We start from the raw sequence: 21,809 nt of genomic DNA on the forward strand, positions 1-21,809 counted from the left end.
ACATCAATAAATTCATATTTGACAGGCCAATAAACAATATTAAAAATCAAACAATTTAATTACACCCAACGGGTTAGTATCCAAAAAAAATATAACAGTAGGCAAGTTGTTTCGGATGTATATTTGAAATGCGCAACCAATGACATTATTGGTCTCCTAGGCAAAAATGGTTCTGGAAAATCGACTTTGTTGAAAGTTATTTTTGGCATCGTTTCAGCAGACCATAAGTTTATTAGGATAAACGGTGTCGTAAAAAGTGACACGCATCAGTTGCTAAAAGAAATTAGTTATTTGCCTCAGGAGAATTTTATTCCCAACCATTTTACCGTTAAAATGGCCATTTCATTATCGCTTGATACTGAAAAATCAGACCATTTTTGTAATGATAAAATGATTCAATCCATTTTGCCAAAAAGAATTCGACATTTGTCCAGCGGGGAATTGCGTTATCTGGAAATTAAACTCGTCCTTTTTAATCCTTCGAAATTTGTCTTGTTGGATGAACCCTATAATGGGTTATCTCCTTTAATGATTGAAACCATAAATCAATTGATTGTTGAAAATGCTCAGCAAAAAGGAATCATCATTACGGACCACAATTATGAAAATGTGATTCGAATTTCAACTCAATTGGTTTTGATGAGGGACGGAAAAACCAATACATTAAAAAGCAAAAATGAATTGATTGAAAAAGGATACCTCAATGAAGGCATGCTTTAAATCCCTTTGAAGAAATCCAACAACACTTTTTTCAATTCGGTTTTGTTTTCAATAGTACTCATGTGTCCGTCGGGGAAAGTAACCAGTTGGGCATTTGTGTTTTCTATTTGTTCCAAATTCTCTTCGTAATTCAACACAGGATCTTTTTTTCCTAAAATAAGCATTTTTGGATACGGTCCAAAATGCAACAGTACTTCTCGGTCTTTGCGTGTTTTCATACCTTCTAACGAGGCCACAATGCCCTGCAGTGGTGTTTTTAAGGCCTCAGTTTTCACTTTCTCAATTTCGTCGGCTAATCGTTCCCGGTTGTCTTCACTGAATAAATTGGCAATAGAAAGACCCACGAAGGAGGTGTATTCTTTCTTTACCACTTTTATGGCGCGGTCTCGATTGAGTTTGCGTTCTTCACTATCGGCTCTGGAAGTGGAATTGAGCAAAACCAAACCTTTTACGTGTTCTGGATACAATTCGGCATAAGCCAAGGCCACGTAACCGCCCATGGAATGCCCAACAAAAACGGCTTTTCGGATGCGCAATTTTGATAAAACTTCGTGAACCACATCGGCATTGTCTTCCATAGAATGGATGTATCCCAAGCATTCCGTGTTGCCATGACCCAATAAATCGATGGTAATGACACGGTATTTTTTGCTGAATTCAGGAACAAATTCCTGCCACATGGTTTGGTTTTCCAGAAATCCGTGAAGCAATACAATGGCAGTCCCTTTTCCGGAATCGGAATAAGCGATTTTAGAGTTTTTGTAGAGGGTTTGTTTCAAAATAGCAATTTATTTTACAAAAATAGAATTAAAACTTTTAAACCGTATAAGAAATGTAAGTTCATATAAGAAAATCTTAAATACCCTTATATGCCTTATATGGTAAAAGAAAAACGACCCACAATCGTGAGCCGTCTATTTTCTATATTCTATTATCTGTTTTCTTTTTAACCATTCATCAAACCCTCAATTTCTTCCACTTCAATCGGGATATTCTGCATTAAGTTAAACGGCTCACCCGTTTCCTGAACCACCACGTTATCTTCCAATCGAATCCCGAAACCTTCAGCGGGAATGTAAATTCCTGGTTCTACGGTAAAAACCATATTGGCTTGCATTGGTTCGTGCAGCAGTCCGTAATCATGGGTGTCCAATCCCATGTGGTGTGAGGTTCCGTGCATGAAATATTTTTTGTAAGCAGGCCATTCCGGGTTTTCGTTTTGCACATCGGCTTTGTCCAGTAATCCCAAACCAAGCAATTCGGAAGTCATAATTTTGCCCACTTCAAAATGGTATTGTTTCCATAATGTCCCTGGAGTCAGCATTTTTGTAGCTTCCTTTTTTACGCGCAAGACGGCGTTATATACGTCTTTTTGTCTGCTATTGTATCGTCCGGAAACGGGAATAGTTCGGGTTAAATCACTCGAATAATTGGCATATTCGGCGGCAACGTCCAGCAAAATTAAATCGCCCGCGTTGCATTGTTGGTTGTTTTCAATGTAATGTAGCACATTGGCGTTGTTTCCTGAAGCGATAATAGGCGTATAAGCAAAACCTTTGGAACGATTGCGAATGAATTCGTGAATCAATTCGGCCTCAATTTCATATTCCATTATGTTGGGCTTTACGAACGGCAATAGCCTTCGGAATCCTTTTTCGGTAATGTTGCAAGCCTGTTGAATCAATTTCAGTTCTTCGCTTTCCTTCACGGAACGCAAACGTTGCAAAATGGGATTGCTTTTCGCCACTTGATGGGCGGGGTATTTGTCCTTCCACCATTTTACGAAACGAGCTTCTCGGGTTTCGGTTTCCACGGACGCACGGTAATGCTCATTTGTATTGATGTAAATGGTATCGGCATAGGTCATCATTTCATTGAGCACTTTATGGAAATCCTGAAGCCAATACACCGTTTTGATTCCGGAAACTTCAAAAGCCCTTTTTTTAGTCAGTTTTTCACCTTCCCAGATTGCAATGTGTTCGCTGGTTTCCTTTAAAAACAACATCTCCCGCTGGCTCTCATAAGGCGCATCAGGAAAAAGAAGTAAAACACTTTCTTCTTGGTCGACTCCCGATAAATAAAAAATATCACGGTGTTGTGCAAATGGCAAAGTGCTGTCGGCAGAAATGGGATATATGTCGTTGGAATTGAAAACGGCAACGCTATTTGGCTTCATTTGAGCCGAAAATTTGGTGCGATTTTTTATAAAAAGGGTGCTGTCAATTTGATGATATTTCATATACGTAAAATCTATTTGTCATCAGTCCTATATGGTATCGCTTTAACTTATTGGTGTTTGTTTATAACAAACTCATTGTTAGTTGCGATTTCATAATACAGGATAATTAGAATACAAATCTAATCAATCCATTTGTAATATCGTGCACCAATTAAGTTAGGAATTTTGGATTCGATTCTGTCTAAAGCCCATTCGTTTTTTGGTTGTCGAACGGATTTTTTTTGCTCTTTTTTATGGAGTTTTTCGTAAGTTTCAAAATCAATTTCAATGCTTTTTTCTAAAGTTTCAAATAGATTCACTTTAGCAATGGCTGATTTCCATTCGGATTGAATGGTTCCTTCAAAAACTTTCGATTTAGAGCCGCTTCCATAAGACAGGAATCCAAATTTCTTATCGGAAATTTCAATTTTATTGTCATAAAAATGAGCTAATGTTGATAGCAATCCCATAAAAATAGAACCCGTGTACAAGTTTCCAATTAATGAAGAAGCCAATTCGGCAGGTTGTAATTTTTGAGAGACAAAATTTTTATATGTTTCAGATTTGCTGATTTCTTTTAGCTTATTTTGATATTCTGTTGCGGTTTCGTTCCCAATAATAATTTTGTTTGCAGCGTCAAGCGCGTAAATTTCGGATAACATTCGGCGTCCTTGAAAGGCGTATGGTAAATGCATGACAATGCTTTTCCAGGAATCATAAACAGTTTCGCTGGCGTTTTTTATTTTTTTGAATGAAAAATAAGCATCTCTAGTTCTGTCCATGTAACATTGATTGGAATATTGACCATCAAAAACGGGTTGGTCTTTGTGTATTTCAATTTCGCTTTCCAGATTTTCATACCAAGGTTGGTTAGTTGCGTTTCCGGTAATTTTTTCTTTTGAAAGTGTTCGGTAGGGTTTGAAAAAGTCAAAAACACCTTTGGTACTTGTTGCCCAATGATTTTCGAATGAGATTACCCGAGGGTTTGAAGTAATTAGCATAGCTAAAGCTCCCGCGCCTTGAGTGTATTCGCCTGTTGAATTCAAATCGTATTTGGCAAAATCAGTCGTGACCACAATTGCTTTTTTGGTTGGGTTTAATGTTACAAAGTCGATGCAGTTTTGTAGGGCATCAACCCCTCCAATACAGGCAAAAGTAAAATCAACCACATCGCATTCAGACAAAATATTTTCGCCAAATTTTTGTTCCATCAATGCAATTAAAAAGGAACTAATCGGTTTTGAATTGTCGATGGCGCTTTCGGTTCCAACATATATTCTGGCAATTTTGCTCAGATTGATTTTGTTGTCTTGTATCAATTTTGTCAGTGCATTTGCTCCAAAAACAATGACGTCCTGATGAGTATCCGGCAAGGTCATTTTTAGTAATCCTAATCCTTTTTCTAGTTTTTCGGGATCAATATTTCGGGTTTTGGCCAAAGTTTTTATGGGTAAATGTATTTTGGCAACATCAAAAGCGATAGCATCAATTCCAGTTTTCATCTCATTTTTTTTAACGTACAAAGGTAAATTTCTACTTTTTAATACCAATATTTTTAAACATTTTAACTTTAGCCAGATGAACATTTATGAATTTAAAACCAGAAGATAGATTATGGTGTTAATATGATAATTATATTGGTGATTTGTGTTGGGTGTTAATCGAATTCACAATTCATATCCCCTATATATTTTAGTTGTTGTTTAACTAAAATGCAGGATATTAACGCTTTAACTACTGGTAATTAACCGTATATTATTTGAGTCTATAAAGCACTTTAAAATCATTATAAATAGCACTTTATGGGTTGTGGTTTTTGCCTAATTGTCCTATTTTTGTTGTACTTTTTTTTAAAATAAAATATTTAAAATATTATGGCAAAATCTGTTTTATTGAAGTCGTCAATAGCAAAAAAAGTTGCAATGGCGCTTTCCGGACTGTTTCTGATTATGTTTCTTTCACTCCATTTTTTTATTAACATGACTTCGGTGTTTAGTGCTGATACCTTCAACGAAATGTCCCATTTTATGGGTTACAATCCGTTAGTTCAATTCATAATGCAACCTATTTTGGTTGCTGGTGTTGTGTTTCACTTTGTTATGGGTTTTGTTTTGGAGTTAAAAAACAGAAGCGCAAGGCCAATAGGCTATGCAAAGTATAATGGAGCCGCAAATGCTTCTTGGGCATCTAGAAACATGATTGTTTCCGGATTGGTTGTTTTGGCATTTTTAGTGCTGCATTTTTATGATTTTTGGTTTGCTGAAATGATGTATAAATATGTAAACGTTAGCCCGATTGAAGAAACAAGATATTTCCATGAATTGAATCATAAATTCGGAAGTCCTATTCGTACAGGGTTGTATTCTGTTGCATTTTTGTTGTTGTCGGCTCACTTGTGGCATGGGTTTAATTCCTCATTTCAATCAGTAGGATTTGATAACAAATATGCGAAAGCATTGCATAAATTAGGATATACTTTTGCAATAGTAGTTCCTTTTGGTTTTATTTTTATTGCACTATTTCATCATTTTAATCAAATTTAATATTCAATTATAATGGCATTAGATTCAAAAATTCCTAGTGGTCCAATTTCGGACAAATGGACAAATTATAAAGATCATATTAATTTAGTAAATCCTGCTAACAAACGTAATATTGATATTATCGTTGTTGGTACTGGACTTGCTGGAGGTTCTGCTGCGGCAACTTTAGCAGAATTAGGATATAACGTAAAAACATTTTGTTTTCAAGATTCTCCACGTCGTGCGCACTCTATTGCGGCACAAGGTGGAATTAATGCAGCAAAAAATTATCAAGGCGACGGGGATTCTACTTTCCGTTTGTTTTATGATACCATAAAAGGGGGAGATTATCGTTCCCGTGAAGCTAACGTTCACCGTTTGGCGGAAGTATCAACTAATATCATTGACCAATGTGTGATGCAAGGTGTTCCTTTGGCACGTGAATATGGTGGATTATTAGACAATCGTTCTTTTGGAGGAACCTTGGTTGCCAGAACATTTTATGCGAAAGGTCAAACAGGACAACAATTATTATTAGGCGCTTATTCTGCGATGAACCGTCAAATTGGTCGTGGAAAAATAAAATCACATACGCGTCACGAAATGCTGGATTTAGTATTGGTAGACGGAAAAGCCAGAGGAATTATTGCTCGCGATTTGGTTACTGGCGAAATAGAAAGACATTCTGCTCACGCTGTAGTTATCGCCTCTGGAGGTTACGGAAATGTATTTTTCCTTTCTACTTATGCCATGGGAAGTAATGCAACTGCAGCTTGGAAAATTCACAAAAAAGGCGCATTTTTCGCCAATCCATGTTACACACAAATTCACCCAACTTGTATTCCGGTATCGGGAGACCATCAATCGAAACTGACATTGATGTCCGAATCATTGCGTAATGATGGTCGTATTTGGGTTCCTGCAAAATTAGAAGATGCAAAAGCCATTCGTGAAGGAAAGAAAAAACCTGCTGATTTATCTGAATCAGAAAGAGATTATTACTTGGAAAGGAGATATCCATCTTTTGGAAATTTAGTGCCTCGTGATGTAGCTTCTCGTGCTGCCAAGGAAAGATGTGATGCCGGTTTTGGAGTAAACAAAACAGGTGAAGCGGTTTATTTGGATTTTGCTGCAGCGATACAACGTTACGGTAAAGAACAAGCGTATATCAAAGGATTAGATGCAAATGATGCGAAACTTATCATCAAATTAGGAGCTGCTGTAGTAGCGAATAAATATGGTAACTTGTTCCAAATGTATGAGAAAATCGTTGATGAAGATCCCTATACAACCCCAATGATGATTTACCCAGCGGTTCACTACACTATGGGAGGAACTTGGGTTGATTATAACTTACAAACTACAATTCCTGGTTGTTTCTCTATTGGAGAATCAAACTTCTCGGATCACGGTGCGAACAGATTAGGGGCGTCTGCATTGATGCAAGGTTTGGCCGATGGATATTTTGTATTGCCATACACTATTGGTGATTATTTAGCTCCAGATATCAAAACAGGAACAATTTCAACGGATTTACCTGAATTTGTTGAAGCAGAGAAAAAAGTAAAAGACCAAATTGATAAATTTATCAACAACAACGGTACACATTCTGTTGATTATTTCCATAAAAAATTAGGAAAAATCATGTGGGATAAAGTAGGTATGGCTCGTAATGCTAAAGGATTAACTGAGGCTATCGAAGAAATTGCCACTTTACGTTCAGCCTTTCACAAAGATGTAAAAGTTCCTGGAACTGCAGATAGTTTTAATCAAGAATTAGAGAAAGCAGGACGTGTTGCCGATTTCCTTGAATTAGGAGAATTGTTTGCCAAAGATGCTTTACACCGAAATGAATCCTGTGGAGGACATTTCCGTGAAGAGTACCAATCGGAAGAAGGAGAAGCACAACGTGATGACGAAAATTTCGCTTATGTTGCAGCATGGGAATACAAAGGAAAACCTAGCGATGCTGTTCTGCACAAAGAACCATTGGTATTTGAAAACATTAAATTAGTAACTCGTAGTTATAAATAGCAATTAGTCAAAGGTCAAATGTCTTAAAGTTAAATGACTTTCGACTTTCGGCTTTAAGACTTTCAAACTAAAAAATATGAAACTTACATTAAAAATATGGCGTCAAAAAAATGCCAAAGCAGAGGGAAAAATTGTTGAATACCCATTAGATGGAATTGAAGGAGATATGTCTTTTTTGGAGATGCTTGACGTTCTTAACGAAGGATTAATCAACAAGGGTGAAGAACCTGTATCTTTTGATCACGATTGTCGTGAAGGAATTTGCGGAACTTGTTCTTTGTTTATCAACGGAGAAGCGCATGGACCGGATAGAGGGATACCAACCTGTCAATTGCACATGCGTATGTTCAAAGACGGAGATGTTATTTTTATCGAGCCATTTAGAGCCAAAGCTTTTCCAGTTATTAAGGATTTAGTAGTTGATAGAAGTTCTTTTGACAGAATTCAACACGCAGGTGGATTTATATCTGTAAATACTTCTGGAAATCCAGTAGATGCAAACACTATTCCAATTCCAAAACATGATGCAGATAGAGCTTTTGATGCTGCAACTTGTATTGGATGTGGTGCTTGTGTTGCCACCTGTAAAAACTCTTCGGCTATGTTGTTCGTAGCGGCTAAAGTGTCTCAATTTGCCTTATTGCCCCAAGGTAAAGTTGAAGCGACGGAGCGTGTTTTGAATATGGTAAACCAAATGGATGCAGAAGGTTTCGGAAACTGTACCAATACGGGTGCTTGCGAAGTAGAATGTCCTAAAGGAATTTCACTCGAAAACATTGCTCGTATGAACAGAGAATATTTATCAGCTAGTCTACAAGGATAGATTAAAAGTAAACCAAATTTATACTTAAACGCATTCATTTATTTGGATGCGTTTTTTATAATAGGTCACTATTTAGATACTCATTAAAAAACCAATAAGATTTTCTTTTTTATTTAAGTCTAATTTTTTTCTTAACCTATAACGTGCCAACTCGACACCGCCTCTGGAAATATTCATGATTTCGGTAATTTCTTTGGTGGACATATTCATCAACAAATAGGTTGACAAATCCAATTCTCGAGGAGAAATTGTAGGGTATTTTTCTTTTAATCTTTTTAGAAAATCAAAATGGACATTTTTTATATGCATCTCTAGGTCTTTCCAGCTTTTGTCTGCATTTACTTCCTTAACAATACTTTTGTTCAATTTCGTGAATTGGAATTTTGTGGATTCATCAAAAGATTCAACATTGATATCTTTCAGCTTTTGGATTATTCCATTTAGAATTTTATTTTTCTTTACAACTTGTAGTGTGTTGTTTACCAGCTCTTTGTCCTTTAATAAAATTTTAATTTGAAGCTTGTCGTTTTTCAATTTTTCAATTTCTTTTTCCAATTCATATTGCTCTTGCCTTATTTTCGATTCTTTTTCTAAGTAAAGTCGTCTTTGCTCAATGGTTTCGTAGTATTTGTTTTTTCGTATTTTCGTTTTAATTCTTTTTCGTATAAAATAAATACTTGCTACAATTGACAAGATGTAAAATACATAAGCCATAAAATGCCTATACCAAGGTGGGGAAATTGTAAATGGAATAATTGTCTCTTCAGATTCAACACCATAACTGTTTTTAACCTTCACTTTCATTTTATATCCCCCTTCCATTAAATTTGTATATTCTTTTAAAGAAATCGAGGACCAATTGCTCCATTTGTCATCAAAACCTTCTAATTGATATGAAAATTTAATGTTTTCAACATTTTCATAAATGGGTGCTGAAAAAGTGAATCTTACATGATTTGAGTTATACGGAATGCTATATTTTCCAATCTTATTTTGCCCATTTCCAAATATTAATGTATCATTTGAGAAGGAAAAACTTCTAATAAAAGCTTTTGGCCTAGTAACGGAATTGTTTAATGCTTTGGAGTCATAATGAGCCAATCCATCTGTTAGCCCTATAAAAATAGAATTAAGATCAATCGTGTTTACAGACTCATAATTATAAACTAAATTGCCAGTTAAATTTGAAAAAGGAGCCACAACATTTTTGTAAGTTCCATTTTTATCTTTCATCAAGACACCCAATGATTCATCAAAAAAATACCAAATATTGCCATAAAAATCTTCATTTAAATTTCGAATATTTGGAATGTTTTTAAACAAGTTGCTTGTTTTTTTGTCTTCAAAAAAAACATCTTCTTCATGAGAATATTTATAAAAATGATTGTTTTTTTGAAAAACAACATGGTTTATTAAATGTTGGACACTCCCAATTCCTTTTGCGGAGGAAGATAGATTTTTGTAAGTCTTAATTGTTTTAAATTGTTTTTGATTCTCATCAATACCCAACTGATACAGTATATCATCTTTTATAAACCACAAATAATCACCGTCGATCTCAAAAGAAGTTACTGATTTGTCGTATCTTTCTATCTGGTTTTTATATTGCCATCCCTTTATTGTTTTTTCAAATAGCGCAAAACCGTTATAATTGGATCCAATCATAAGGTTTGAATTATTTGGAACTTTCTTAAAACTCCAATACCCTTTAGTATTAAGTAATCTAACGGATTTATTGTCTGTGATTTGCAAAGCGCCACTATTGTGTGCGCAAAATAATTGGCCGTCTATTACCTGAATGTTCCAAGCCTGGCCTTTTGTACCTTCTACCAAAGCAAAAGTATCTTCTTCAAAAGCGGTGTTCCATGGATGATAAAAAACCCCTTGATTAGTTGCGACATAAAGATTTCCTTTATACACAACCGACGCATAAACGGTACTGATCCCATAACTAGGACCAAAATAGGTAAAAGGAGAGTTTTCATTGACAAATGCAATTCCGTTATCAAGTCCGAGCCAAAGATTATTCTTGTTGTCAATAAAAGAAGTCAAAACGGTGTTGTTTTGAAGCCCATTTTTACGATTGATATGCTGAATTATCTTTCCTGACAAATCGCAAATTATTATACCATCCAAAACAGAATTAAAAGCAAAAAATTTATCTTTTATAGAGACACCTCCTAATGAATTATTCTTCTTTACAAATTCATTTGCTGGCGTATTCCATGAAATCAATTTTTTTGCATCATATACAAAGATCCCTTTGTCTAGGGTGGTTATAAGTATTTTGTCGTTATTCATTGGGAACATTCCCCAAATCTCTGTGTTGTTCAGGGCTTTGGAGCCTTCTAGCGCGAAGAACTTGCCGTTGTTGTATTTGAGTATCCCTGCGGCAACATCTTGAAAATAGAGGTTATTTTTTACTTGAAATGAAAATTGGAATCTGTTGGGGGCTTTCAGTAATTTGATTTTATTGTTTTTAAAAATATATACCTTTTTAAAAGACTGAAAAATTACTTCGTCTTGAAATAAGTGAATTTTCCATATAAAATCGATAGCTTTAATATTGTTTTCGTTTAACAATTTTGATAAGGAAAAATATTCTAAATTACCTTTTAGATCGGATTTAAAATAACCAAATTCATTATATCCACCAACAAATATTTTTCCCGTAGCGTCAATTTTCAAGCACCTTAGAGATGAAAAATTTGGCAAATTATATTTGTGCCAAGAGGAACCATCAAATTGGAACAGACCGTTGTTATTGGCAAAATAAAGATTTCCGTTTTTATCTTGGTCAATATTCCAATTTTGAGTGCCCCCCTTATAATCAATCCTTTTGTAATTTCTAATTTCCGGAAGTCCAATATTTTTTACTTGTCCCGAAAGAGTTGTCTTTAAAAAAAACAGCAATAAAAAATGGAATAGGATTTTTTTGAAGTTCATATCTAATATTGGGGTGTTGTTTTGTTAAAAATGCTGTTAATATTTAGATATAGCTGTAATTGTCTAAATACAGTCATATTTTATAAATGTAGTGTTAGTTTTTTAATTATTGAAGTAGTTATAGTATATAAAATTTTATAAATTGTTGTAAATGATAAAATTGAATATTATTTGATGTGTTTTTGATATGTTAAAAATATTATTTGATGTGTTTTTGTTATGTGTGAAAAAAATATATACCAAAAAAAAACACTTAATTTTGTACGGAATCATTGATTTATTAGCTGAATTTATATGGATTTATTAAATTTTGAAAATCACCGTTAAATATTTTATTCTCCATTTAAAAAGGCTCGATACATTAAATTCACAATTTATTTTATTTACACTTTAATTTTAAAAGATTATGAAAACAAAATTACATTACTTAATTATTGCACTATTGTTCGGCTTCGGGATGAGTGCACAAACAATCAGTATTACTGGTACCGGTACAGGAGGTTGGAATCAGCCAGGAGGTGTGCTTTTGACATCTACAGATGGAGAAAATTACACAGCATCAAATTTCGAAATCGTTGGAGACGGTGAGATGAAATTTTCTGAGGGAGACTGGGGCACTACAGGTGGTAATGTAGCCCAACCGGGTTTTCCATCAGGAACTGTTATTGTTAATGGAGGTATGAACATTAAAGGAACTTTGGGTTTTTGGAGTGTAACATATAACATTATTACAAAAAATTATTCCTTCACACCTGGAGTTAACCCTAATGCTGTTATAAAAATTAATGGAGGTGGTTTGGCAGCAGACGCACAAATGCAAACCAACAACGGGATTGCTTATTCTAAAAAAAGCACAACTTTTGCTGGTGGAGATGCTAAATTTATCCAAGAAGGAACTGCAAACGAATGGGGTGGTGCATTTCCTGACGGACCAGTTGTTTCAGGAGCCTCAATTCCTGTTCCAGCGGGTACTTTTAACGTGTATTTTTTCAAAACAGATCCAGTTGAATATCTTTTTGAGCCAACTGTAGTTAGTATGATTGGTAACTTTGTAGGAAGTGGTTGGGGAGCAGATATTGATTTCGAAACTACTGATAATGTAATTTTCACAAAAACAGCCTATGTATTTACTCCAAATGCCCCTGATTTAGTTGTACACATGAAAATTAGAGACAACCACGATTGGACCTATCAATTTGGTGTTCCTGTAAAAGATGTGTCAGCTACTTCTGGAACATTAATTAACGTTAATGCTCAGGATATGACTCTTCCTGCCGGTACTTATAATGTTACGTTTAACAGAAGTACTTATGAATATAGCTTTGTTGACGCATTAGCTACAAAAGGCTTTGCTTCTTCAAATTTTAAAGTATATCCTAATCCTACAACTAACAATTGGAATTTTGCTTCTAACAATAATACACAAATTAATTCTATTCGAATAGTAGACGTTTTAGGTAAGGTTGTCTTGACAAAAAACGCAACTTCAAACAGCGTATCCATTGACGCTTCAAATTTGTCTAATGGTGTTTATTTTGCTAAAGTTACCACGGATGTGGCTACAGAAACTGTAAAATTAGTTAAAAATTAATATTTTTTATAAATTAAAATCCCTTACAACCTTATGTAGTAAGGGATTTTTTTAAAACACACGGGTTTTAACATCAAAAAACAGTATTTAGTTTTTTATAGGTTGATGATACTATCAAGAAAATTTGAAATTTTTAATTCCTTCTGAACATTTTTAGTATTGCAAGGAATGTTCACAAAAAATCAAGACAGTCAATTTTTTTGGATAAAAAATCTCTAAACTTAAACAATATACTAAACCAAAATCATACAGTTATGAAATTCAAAAATTATCTAGGATTGCTTTTTCTTTTTATTGTTTCTGTTGTCAACGCACAAACTATTGAAATTAAAGGAAAAGTGTCTGATTCGAAAACCAAATCTTCTATTCCTGGAGCCAATGTTCTTGTGAAAAGTTCTAAAAAAGGTGTTGCAACCGATTTTGATGGAAACTATATAATTAAGGCTAATGCAAATGATGTTTTAGTTTTTTCAAATGTTAGTTATGCTTCCAAAGAAGTAAAAGTTGAAAAGTCACAAACTTTAAATATTTCGCTTTCAGAAGAAGCCAATAAATTAGAGGAAGTTGTTATTAATGTTGGATATGGGACACAAAAGAAAAAAAACATTACTAATGCAATCTCATCAGTAAAATCGGAAGCATTTGATGATCGTCCATTATTTAATGTTGGACAAGCTTTGCAGGGAAATGCAGCGGGTGTAAACGTGATTCAGCCTTCAGGTAAACCGGGCGTTGGTTTAGATATTAGAATTAGAGGACTGAGCTCCATTAATTCTGGAAACAATCCAATATTTGTGATTGATGGTGTGCAGACGTATGATAGTAGCGGAATTAGTACCGATGACATAGTTGACATACAAATATTAAAAGACGCTACCGCTACCGCAATTTATGGAGTTAATGGTAGTGCTGGTGTGGTATTGATAACTACAAAACGAGGTAAAGCCAATAAAAATGTGTTTAGTTTCAGTTCTTATTTTGGAACTTCCAAAATAGTAAAAAACATTGATGTTTTAAATTCTGATCAATACAGAACATTAATGGGTGAAATTTCCTCTGGTTATGTTGGATATATTGATGATCCCAAATATGCAGGAATAAATACAAATTGGAGGGATTTAGTGTTTCAAACAGGAGAAGACAAAAATTATGATTTGTCTTATTCTGGCGGAACCGAAAAAATAAAAGCATTTGCATCATTAGGGTATCAAGATACTAAGGGAATTGTAAAACCTTCTAATTTTTCGAGATTATCTGGCCGAATAAATATTGATGTTGATGCGGCCACTTGGTTAAAAGCGCATGCCAATATGAATCTGATTCATACAAATCTTAACAATACGAGCGATAATAATAGTGCGAACCAAGGAGGTGTTATCCTTAGTACATTAACAACTCCTGCTTTCTTACCTGTTTATGCCGATAATTTAGTTGGAGGTTCTGTTGCTGGCGGGCAACTTGATGGTCAATTTGCTGCAAATCCTGTAGCATCATTAGAAAATCCTGTAGCATTTCAAAGCCGACAAGAAGACAATAAAACAAGCAGATATTTGGCTAATTTAGGTCTTGACATCACATTAGCAAAAAACTTGATATGGAAACCGTCATCATCAGTTGACGTTTATAGAAGTGTTTATGATTATTTTGTAGACAGTTTTAGATCCAATTACGGTCGTGGAGAAGCTGATGCTACTCCAGATAAAAAAGGAATTGGTAGGGAACACACGGCCAGATCTTATAATTGGAATTTGGAAAATACGCTAAATTATACTATAAAGTCAGGAGATCATGATTTTGCTTTTTTAATAGGGAACAGTATTCAAAAACAAAGATACGATCAACTTAAAATAGAAGGAACGGGCTTTGCTCCAGATTTAAGAAAATTAGACATCTCACAAATGATGCTTATTAATAGACAATCTTCTGATACAATTGCACGTGAAAAAAATTATGTGTCTTACTTTGGTAGAGCAACCTATAATTATAAAGGGAAATATATTTTGAATGGTGTTTTTAGAGCCAGTGGTGCATCACAATTGGCTGAAGGTCATAAATGGGGTTATTTTCCTGGAGTTTCTGCCGCATGGATTATTTCAAACGAAGAGTTTTTGAAAAGTAGCTCTTCTATATCAGAATTAAAACTAAGAGGGGGTTGGGGTCAAGCCGGAAATATATCTGGCGTTTCTGATTATTCTTCTTTCGGATTATTAGGAGATGATCATGGCACAGTACAAAATTATAAAAATATTGAATTAACCTGGGAAACCACTACTGATTTGAATGTAGGATTAGATATAGGAATCCTAAACAATAGAGTTAGGCTTACTGCTGATGCTTTCCAAAAAACCACACATAATTTATTCAATGATATTAGAATTTCTAATGTTCCGTATTATTATAATGGAGGAGAACTCCAAAATAAAGGGCTTGAGTTTGCTTTAAACACGGTCAATTTCAAAGGCGATTTCAGTTGGAACACCAATTTTAATATCTCATTTATAAAAAATGAAGTGGTAGAAATGGGAAAATATAGAGCCATAGTAGATTATGGCTACCAAGGAGTTAATAGAGTAGAAAAAGGGAGTTCGTTGGGAGATTTTTATGGTTATGTTGTAGATCAAGTGAATCCAACAACAGGAATATTAGAATACAAAGACCTTAATGGAGATGGTAAGGTAAATACGAATGATCGAACAGTGATAGGAAATGCTTTGCCAGATTACACTTTTGGCATGACCAATACGTTCTCCTATAATGGATTTTCATTAGATGTATTAGTAACTGGAAGCCAGGGGAATGATATTTTTAACGCATCACGTATTGATTTAGAAGGAATGATTGACAACAAAAATCAATCTGTTGCGGTATTAGATCGATGGACGACTGTAGGTCAAATTACAGATGTTCCTATGGCAGGGCCAACTCAATTTCAAGGTATAGGAGCAACGGCAAATTCCACAAGATGGATAGAAGACGGATCGTATGTGAGAATAAAAGCGGCAACGTTAGGTTATAATTTTAAGAAATTATTTTTGGGATTAAATTCTTTAAAATTATATGCCACAGGGCAAAATCTGGTTACCTGGACAAATTATTCAGGATTTGATCCAGAGGTGAGTGCTTTTAGCGGAAATACAGGAACAGGTCAAGGTATAGATTATGGGACTTACCCTCAAGTACGAACATTTATTTTTGGCGTAAAAGCCGGATTTTAATTCTAATAAAAAATATAAATTATGAAAGTTTTAATAATTTTAAAAAATACACTTTTCTTCTGTATGAGTGTTCTGTTGTTTACTTCTTGTAGTGATGTTTTAAATACGGAGCCAATTACAGATGAAATTTACACAGATCCAAATGCACCACTTACAAGTGCTGTACAAGCAGAACAAGCTATGAAGAACTGTAATGCCACTTTTGGCATAGAGTATTGGCAGTTTGATTATTTTGTTCTAGGCGACGCAGGATCTGATGTGGCTTATGCTGGGGGTGATGGAGATGCCTTTTTTCAAATTGATGAATATCGAACAATTACTACAGACTACGTTGTAGAAAGAGATTGGAATTGGCTAAATGACTTTGTAAAAAGATGCAATCTGGTAATCAATTATGTAAATGATGTGCCTGATTTACCTCAGTCAAGAAAAGACGAAATGATTGGTGAAGCCTCTTTAATTAGAGCTTTAAGTCGATTTCAAGGAGTTCAAACTTGGGGAGATTTTCCTTTGGTAACGGAATATGTATATTCAATCAACAACGGTAATTTTGATGTCATCTATCCATCGTTGTATCCCTCAAGAAAACCAGCCTCAGAAGTTTATGCCGCCATTATTGCAGATTGTGAAGTGGCTTTAGCAAAAGCTCCAACTTCAACCTCGGCACCATCAAGCAAATATAGAGCCAGTAAAGGTGCTGCAAATGCATTGTTGGCAAAAGTATATGCCACAATGCCAAATCCTAATTGGGCAAAAGTGATTCAGTATTCTGATGCGGTTATTGGTGGTGGTTATAGTTTAATGCCAACATACGATCATTTATTTGATAGCAATCATGAAGGAAATGTCGAATCCATTTGGGAAATAAATGGAGAAGGTCAAGGAAGCACTGTCGACGCTTGGTGTACCAATGTGTTTTTAGGGAACAATTGGAAAAAATTTAACACGCCTTCGCATACTATTAGTAATGCTCTGGATACCAAAAGAAAGGCATCGACCATTAAAAAATTCCCAACCACATTTGCCGATCCCTATTGGACCACGTTTGCACAATTTCCAAATCCTTGGAAAATGAGAGCGACAGATGGGACTCAAAATTTTTATATTTTCCGTCTTGCAGACATTATTCTACTAAAAGCAGAAGCTTTGGCTCATAATGGAGATCTTGCAGGTGCGATGACATTAGTGAACCAAGTGCGAACAAGAGTAGCATTACCGAATGTTGCTCCTGCAGTTTCTGAAGATGACGCCATTAATAAAATACTAAAAGAGCGGTTTTTAGAGTTAGCTTTTGAAGGGCAAAGATGGTTTGATTTAAAAAGAGAAGGCAAAACAATAGAGGTCTTGTCAAAACAGACCTATACAAAATCAGGAGCTGAAATCCCAATGCCTTATGTTAATAATTTAACCGAAAAAGATTTGTTATGGCCTGTCCCTCAGTCTGTATTAGACAACAACCAAAATCTTACGCAAAACCCGGGTTATTGATTTTATTGGTATACTGTCCTGTAATTTCAAAATAGATTTCATAAAAAGTGTTAGTTAATGTTGTGTTTAATTGGTTTTCCATTAAGTGCTCCTATACTCATAAATAGGAGCATTAATGGATAAATTTTATTCAAAATGAATGTGTCAAAAAGGATTGTAGCGGGAATGGTGTTTGTGCTAATAAGCGTCTATTGTCATGCGCAAAGCTTAAAAGTGATGACCTACAATATCCGTCTCGATGTTGAAGTTGACGGAGAAAATGATTGGACACACCGAAAAGATTTTTTCACGTCTCAAATACAATTTTATGAACCTGATATTTTTGGAATTCAAGAAGCAAAACCAAATCAGGTAATAGACATTGCAACTTTACTGCCTCAATATAATTATTTGGGAATAGGGAGAGAGGGAATTGGAAAAGGGGAATCCTCTAATATTTATTATAAAAAAGATAGATTTTCAGTCAAAGAAACTAGTACATTTTGGCTTTCTGAAACCCCCAATATAATTTCAAAAGGTTGGGATGCGGCGTTTAACAGGGTTTGTACCTATGGTCTTTTTAAAGATTTGAAAACCAAGAAAATATTTTGGGTTTTCAATACCCATTTAGATCATATGGGTGAAGAAGCAAGAACTAAAGGGATTCAACTTATTCTTTCTAAAATTACGGCATTAAATGCCAAAAAGTATCCGGTGATTTTTATGGGCGATTTTAATTCGGAACCCAATGAGAATAGAATAATCGAATTACAAAAAATAATGGATGACAGCAGGTTTGTTTCGCAGGAAAGACCTTTTGGACCATCAGGCTCATTCAATAATTTTAAACACAATGAGGCGGTTACCAAATTAATAGATTATATTTTTATTTCCAAAAACAGCAATTTCGAAGTAAAAAAGTATGCTGTTCTAAGTGACTCTAAAGATTTGAGATATCCGTCAGACCATCTGCCAATTTATATTGAAATTGGCGTAAAACAAAAAAAATGAACATCACAAAAAAAACCATGAAACTTTTCCTTTTTTTGACATTTGCCGCTTTAATTTCAAAATGCTCGTCGCCAAATGAAATAATTCCTAGTACAACAAAACCAAGTGTGACTATTACGAGCGTACCCGTTACGGAAGGATTCGATGTTGTATTTACAATTACTTTGAGTAAACCAAGCACTGTGGTTACAACTGTTAATGTTGAAACAACTTTAGGTACCGCCGGAGTATCAGATTTTACCGCAACTGCATCAACGGTAACAATACCCGTTGGGCAAACGGCAGTAACTATCAATGTGCCAACAAATAATGATGCCGTGGGTGAAACGACGGAAACGTTTACCTTAACAGGATCAGTAACATCTACTAACACTTCAAATACGGCGCCAATAATTGCAACAGGAACAATATTAGACAACGGAAATGTTGCCAGTGTAGTTGATTTTTGGTTGACAAAAGGGGATCAATCGGTATTGCTACAAAAACAAAATTTAATGCTGTTGTTTGGTAACATAACCAACAATAATCAAAATATTGAAGTGGACGAAAGTCAAACTTTTCAGACGGTTGATGGTTTTGGCTATACTTTAACTGGCGGAAGCGCAGAAGTTATTAACGGGTTGAATGCTTCAAAAAAACAAGAATTATTACAAGAACTTTTTGGAAACGCAGCCAATTCTATTTCTATAAGTTATTTAAGAATCAGCATTGGCGCATCGGATTTGAACTCAACGGTTTTTTCATATAATGATTTGCCAAATGGTCAAGTCGACATTAGTCAAACAATGTTTAGTCTTGCTCCCGATATGAATAATTTAATTCCACTATTAAAGGAAATAGTACTTATCAATCCCAATATAAAAATCATGGCTGTGCCTTGGTCAGCCCCTTCGTGGATGAAAAGTACTTATACTTCAGTTGGAAGCAGTTTAGTTCCTATTTATTATAATTCCTATGCGCAGTATTTTGTAAAATACATCCAAGCAATGAAGGCACAGGGGATTACAATTGACGCCGTTTGCCCTCAGAACGAGCCGTTGAATGATGGAAATAACCCGAGCATGTTAATGTCTGCAGCACAACAAATAAGTTTTATAAAAAAACTTGGCCCCGCATTTCAAACGGCTGGAATTACAACTAAAATAGTTAGTTATGACCACAATTGTGACAAACCGGAATATCCAATCGAAGTGCTTAGAGATGCTACTGCAAATTCATTTGTTGACGGTTCTGCTTTTCATTTATATGGCGGGAATATTAGTGCGCTATCGACCGTTCACGATGAGTTTCCCAATAAAAACGTCTATTTTACGGAACAATGGACTTCTTCGACAGGTAATTTTGCGGGAGATTTAAAATGGCATGTTAACAATGTGGTTATCGGTTCCATGAGAAATTGGAGTAAAACAGCTTTAGAATGGAATTTGGCAAATAATCCCTCTTTTGGTCCCCATACTTCTGGCGGATGCAGCCAATGCAAAGGGGCACTTACTATAGACAACAGTGCAAATTACACAAGAAATGTGGCCTATTATATCATAGCCCATGCTTCCAAATTAGTCCCTACGGGTTCAGTTAGAATTGCAAGCAATCTGATTGGTAATTTAAGTAATGTAGCTTTCAAAACGCCTAGCGGAAAAAAAGTGTTAATTGTCGAAAATGATGGTGGCACAACCGAATCATTTAACATTAAGTATAATGGAAAGTGGATTGCTACGTCATTACAAAGTGGGGCTGTAGGAACATATGTGTGGTAATATGAAACAAGTAAGAGTCATTAAAATGAAAAGGATAGCAATAATAATGCTTTTGGCGAGCACTTTTTTTGGGTTTTCCCAACAAAAAAGTAAAACCCCAACAAAAATATTTTCTACAAAAGACCGATTAATTTCGGTTTATACTTCTGCGGATAGTACTAATTTAAGATTGTCTAAAACAGATATTCTTGCCTTTTCAGATTTAACGCAGCCTTTGGAAACTCAAATTTGTGTGTTTGTGAATCCAAATAAAACCTTTCAAACTTTTTTAGGAATTGGTGGTGCAATTACGGATGCAAGTGCCGAAGTTTTTGCCAAATTACCTTCTAACAAACAGCAAGAATTCCTTGATGCTTATTTCTCTAAAGATAAGGGAATCGGCTATTCATTGATACGAACAAATATCAATAGTTGTGATTTTAGTTCAGAAAGTTATACCTATATACAAGAAGGAGACAAGGAATTAAAAACATTTACTATTGACCGTGACAGGAAATATAAAATTCCTTTGATAAAAAAAGCAATAGCCACTGCGGGAGGGAAACTGAATTTATTTGTGAGTCCATGGAGTCCGCCTGCATTTATGAAAGACAATAAAAACATGCTTAAAGGCGGGAAATTATTGCCGGAATTTTATCAATCTTGGGCTAATTATTATGTAAAATTTATAAATAGTTATCAAAAAGAAGAGATTCCAGTTTGGGGATTAACCATCCAAAATGAGCCTATGGCAAAACAAATTTGGGAATCCTGCATTTTTACCGCTGATGAAGAACGTGATTTTCTAAAAAAATATTTAGGACCAACATTGAAAAAATCAGGACTTGGCGATAAAAAAATAACCGTTTGGGATCATAACCGGGATTTAATTTCACAAAGGGCAAGCACCATTCTTGAGGATGCCGAAGCCAATAAATATGTTTGGGGCATAGGGTTTCATTGGTATGAAAACTGGAGTGGTGGAGAGCCAATGTTTAATAATGTCGGAAAAGTTCATGAAATGTATCCCGATAAAAACTTACTTTTCACGGAAGGATGCGTAGAAAAATTCGATGCTAAAAAACTCCAACTTTGGGCAAACGGAGAACGTTATGGTCGTTCCATGATAAATGATTTCAATAACGGAACTGTTGGCTGGACGGATTGGAACATCCTTTTGGATGAAAACGGAGGGCCAAACCATGTGGGTAATTTTTGTTTTGCCCCCATTCATGGAAATACAAAAACAGGCGAATTAATTTATACGCCGTCATACTATTTTATGGGTCATTTTTCTAAATTTATTGGTAAAAATGCGAAAAGAATTAGTAGTGTAGCCAGCCGAAGCCAATTGCTAACCACTTCTTTTCTAAACCAAGATGGTAAAGTAGTTACTGTTGTTATGAGCCAAAGCGACAAGAAGATAATATATAATTTGTGCATTGGTACAAAATATACAGAAATTTCCATTTTGCCTCACGCTATTCAAACGGTAGTTTTTTAACTCAAAAAAACGTAGTTTTATA

General features: G+C 34.9%; 14 protein-coding genes. 10 read left to right on the top strand and 4 right to left on the bottom strand.

Translation table 11 applies throughout. The features are described 5' to 3' along the window. Positions 1–123 precede the first annotated feature (123 nt). Positions 124–720 carry an ATP-binding cassette domain-containing protein gene (locus tag DB895_RS13310; protein WP_243694678.1) on the top strand — a complete coding sequence of 199 codons (597 nt, stop codon included), beginning with the start codon at positions 124–126 and terminating at the stop codon, positions 718–720. Here the strand turns inward: DB895_RS13310 and DB895_RS13315 are convergent. The 3 genes from DB895_RS13315 to DB895_RS13325 form a co-directional block, all read right to left on the bottom strand. Next, positions 717–1,499: an alpha/beta fold hydrolase gene (locus DB895_RS13315; RefSeq protein WP_116725863.1), complete on the bottom strand. Its 783-nt coding sequence runs from the start codon at positions 1,497–1,499 to the stop codon at positions 717–719. The two genes, DB895_RS13310 and DB895_RS13315, sit on opposite strands and share 4 nt — an antisense overlap. A 167-nt stretch (positions 1,500–1,666) precedes the next feature. Beyond that, positions 1,667–2,959, bottom strand: coding sequence for an aminopeptidase P family protein (locus tag DB895_RS13320; protein WP_116725864.1), 1,293 nt, complete (start codon positions 2,957–2,959; stop codon positions 1,667–1,669). Positions 2,960–3,078: 119 nt separating this feature from the next. After that, complete coding sequence (locus tag DB895_RS13325; protein WP_116725865.1) at positions 3,079–4,440, bottom strand: hydroxymethylglutaryl-CoA synthase family protein; 1,362 nt, start codon at positions 4,438–4,440, stop codon at positions 3,079–3,081. A 372-nt stretch (positions 4,441–4,812) separates the two neighbouring features. On the opposite strand from DB895_RS13325, the gene DB895_RS13330 reads away from it, so the two are divergent. The 3 genes from DB895_RS13330 (at position 4,813) to DB895_RS13340 (ending at position 8,317) form a co-directional block, all read left to right on the top strand. After that, positions 4,813–5,481: a succinate dehydrogenase cytochrome b subunit gene (locus DB895_RS13330; protein ID WP_116725866.1), complete on the top strand. Its 669-nt coding sequence runs from the start codon at positions 4,813–4,815 to the stop codon at positions 5,479–5,481. Between the two features lie 12 nt (positions 5,482–5,493). Then, positions 5,494–7,494, top strand: coding sequence for a fumarate reductase/succinate dehydrogenase flavoprotein subunit (locus tag DB895_RS13335; protein ID WP_116725867.1), 2,001 nt, complete (start codon positions 5,494–5,496; stop codon positions 7,492–7,494). A 76-nt stretch (positions 7,495–7,570) separates the two neighbouring features. After that, the gene (locus tag DB895_RS13340; RefSeq protein WP_116725868.1) at positions 7,571–8,317 is read left to right on the top strand and encodes a succinate dehydrogenase/fumarate reductase iron-sulfur subunit; all 747 of its coding nucleotides are present in this window, start codon (positions 7,571–7,573) and stop codon (positions 8,315–8,317) included. Positions 8,318–8,389: 72 nt separating this feature from the next. Here the strand turns inward: DB895_RS13340 and DB895_RS13345 are convergent, their stop codons facing one another. Then, positions 8,390–11,263: a triple tyrosine motif-containing protein gene (locus DB895_RS13345; RefSeq protein ID WP_116725869.1), complete on the bottom strand. Its 2,874-nt coding sequence runs from the start codon at positions 11,261–11,263 to the stop codon at positions 8,390–8,392. Positions 11,264–11,669: 406 nt separating this feature from the next. Here DB895_RS13345 and DB895_RS13350 point away from each other — a divergent pair, with 406 nt between their 5' ends. The 6 genes from DB895_RS13350 (at position 11,670) to DB895_RS13375 (ending at position 21,787) form a co-directional block, all read left to right on the top strand. Continuing rightward, entirely contained in the window at positions 11,670–12,854 is a 1,185-nt protein-coding gene (locus DB895_RS13350) for a T9SS type A sorting domain-containing protein (protein ID WP_116725870.1), read from the top strand. 254 nt (positions 12,855–13,108) lie between these two features. Further along, a complete protein-coding gene (locus tag DB895_RS13355) occupies positions 13,109–16,069 on the top strand; it encodes a SusC/RagA family TonB-linked outer membrane protein (RefSeq protein WP_116725871.1) in 2,961 nt (986 codons plus the stop codon). 21 nt (positions 16,070–16,090) lie between these two features. Beyond that, on the top strand, positions 16,091–17,557 hold the full coding sequence (locus tag DB895_RS13360; RefSeq protein WP_243694679.1) for a RagB/SusD family nutrient uptake outer membrane protein: 1,467 nt from the start codon (positions 16,091–16,093) through the stop codon (positions 17,555–17,557). Between the two features lie 165 nt (positions 17,558–17,722). Then, positions 17,723–18,547, top strand: a complete 825-nt coding sequence (locus tag DB895_RS13365; protein WP_394336337.1) for an endonuclease/exonuclease/phosphatase family protein — start codon at positions 17,723–17,725, stop codon at positions 18,545–18,547. After that, positions 18,544–20,304, top strand: coding sequence for a glycoside hydrolase family 30 beta sandwich domain-containing protein (locus DB895_RS13370; protein ID WP_243694680.1), 1,761 nt, complete (start codon positions 18,544–18,546; stop codon positions 20,302–20,304). The genes DB895_RS13365 and DB895_RS13370 overlap by 4 nt, the downstream gene beginning before the upstream one ends. 25 nt (positions 20,305–20,329) lie before the next feature. Continuing rightward, positions 20,330–21,787 carry a glycoside hydrolase family 30 protein gene (locus DB895_RS13375; protein ID WP_116725883.1) on the top strand — a complete coding sequence of 486 codons (1,458 nt, stop codon included), beginning with the start codon at positions 20,330–20,332 and terminating at the stop codon, positions 21,785–21,787. Positions 21,788–21,809 lie beyond the last annotated feature (22 nt).

It is taken from the genome of Flavobacterium psychrotolerans, assembly GCF_003097635.1.
GTDB lineage: Bacteria > Bacteroidota > Bacteroidia > Flavobacteriales > Flavobacteriaceae > Flavobacterium > Flavobacterium psychrotolerans.

Bases quoted from the DNA above. Each gene is read 5' to 3' on its own strand.
- DB895_RS13320 (WP_116725864.1), bottom strand. From the start codon at position 2,959: ATGAAATATCATCAAATTGACAGCACCCTTTTTATAAAAAATCGCACC.
- DB895_RS13325 (WP_116725865.1), bottom strand. From the start codon at position 4,440: ATGAAAACTGGAATTGATGCTATCGCTTTTGATGTTGCCAAAATACAT.
- DB895_RS13330 (WP_116725866.1), top strand. From the start codon at position 4,813: ATGGCAAAATCTGTTTTATTGAAGTCGTCAATAGCAAAAAAAGTTGCA.
- DB895_RS13335 (WP_116725867.1), top strand. From the start codon at position 5,494: ATGGCATTAGATTCAAAAATTCCTAGTGGTCCAATTTCGGACAAATGG.
- DB895_RS13340 (WP_116725868.1), top strand. From the start codon at position 7,571: ATGAAACTTACATTAAAAATATGGCGTCAAAAAAATGCCAAAGCAGAG.
- DB895_RS13345 (WP_116725869.1), bottom strand. From the start codon at position 11,263: ATGAACTTCAAAAAAATCCTATTCCATTTTTTATTGCTGTTTTTTTTA.
- DB895_RS13350 (WP_116725870.1), top strand. From the start codon at position 11,670: ATGAAAACAAAATTACATTACTTAATTATTGCACTATTGTTCGGCTTC.
- DB895_RS13355 (WP_116725871.1), top strand. From the start codon at position 13,109: ATGAAATTCAAAAATTATCTAGGATTGCTTTTTCTTTTTATTGTTTCT.
- DB895_RS13360 (WP_243694679.1), top strand. From the start codon at position 16,091: ATGAAAGTTTTAATAATTTTAAAAAATACACTTTTCTTCTGTATGAGT.
- DB895_RS13365 (WP_394336337.1), top strand. From the start codon at position 17,723: ATGGTGTTTGTGCTAATAAGCGTCTATTGTCATGCGCAAAGCTTAAAA.
- DB895_RS13370 (WP_243694680.1), top strand. From the start codon at position 18,544: ATGAACATCACAAAAAAAACCATGAAACTTTTCCTTTTTTTGACATTT.
- DB895_RS13375 (WP_116725883.1), top strand. From the start codon at position 20,330: ATGAAAAGGATAGCAATAATAATGCTTTTGGCGAGCACTTTTTTTGGG.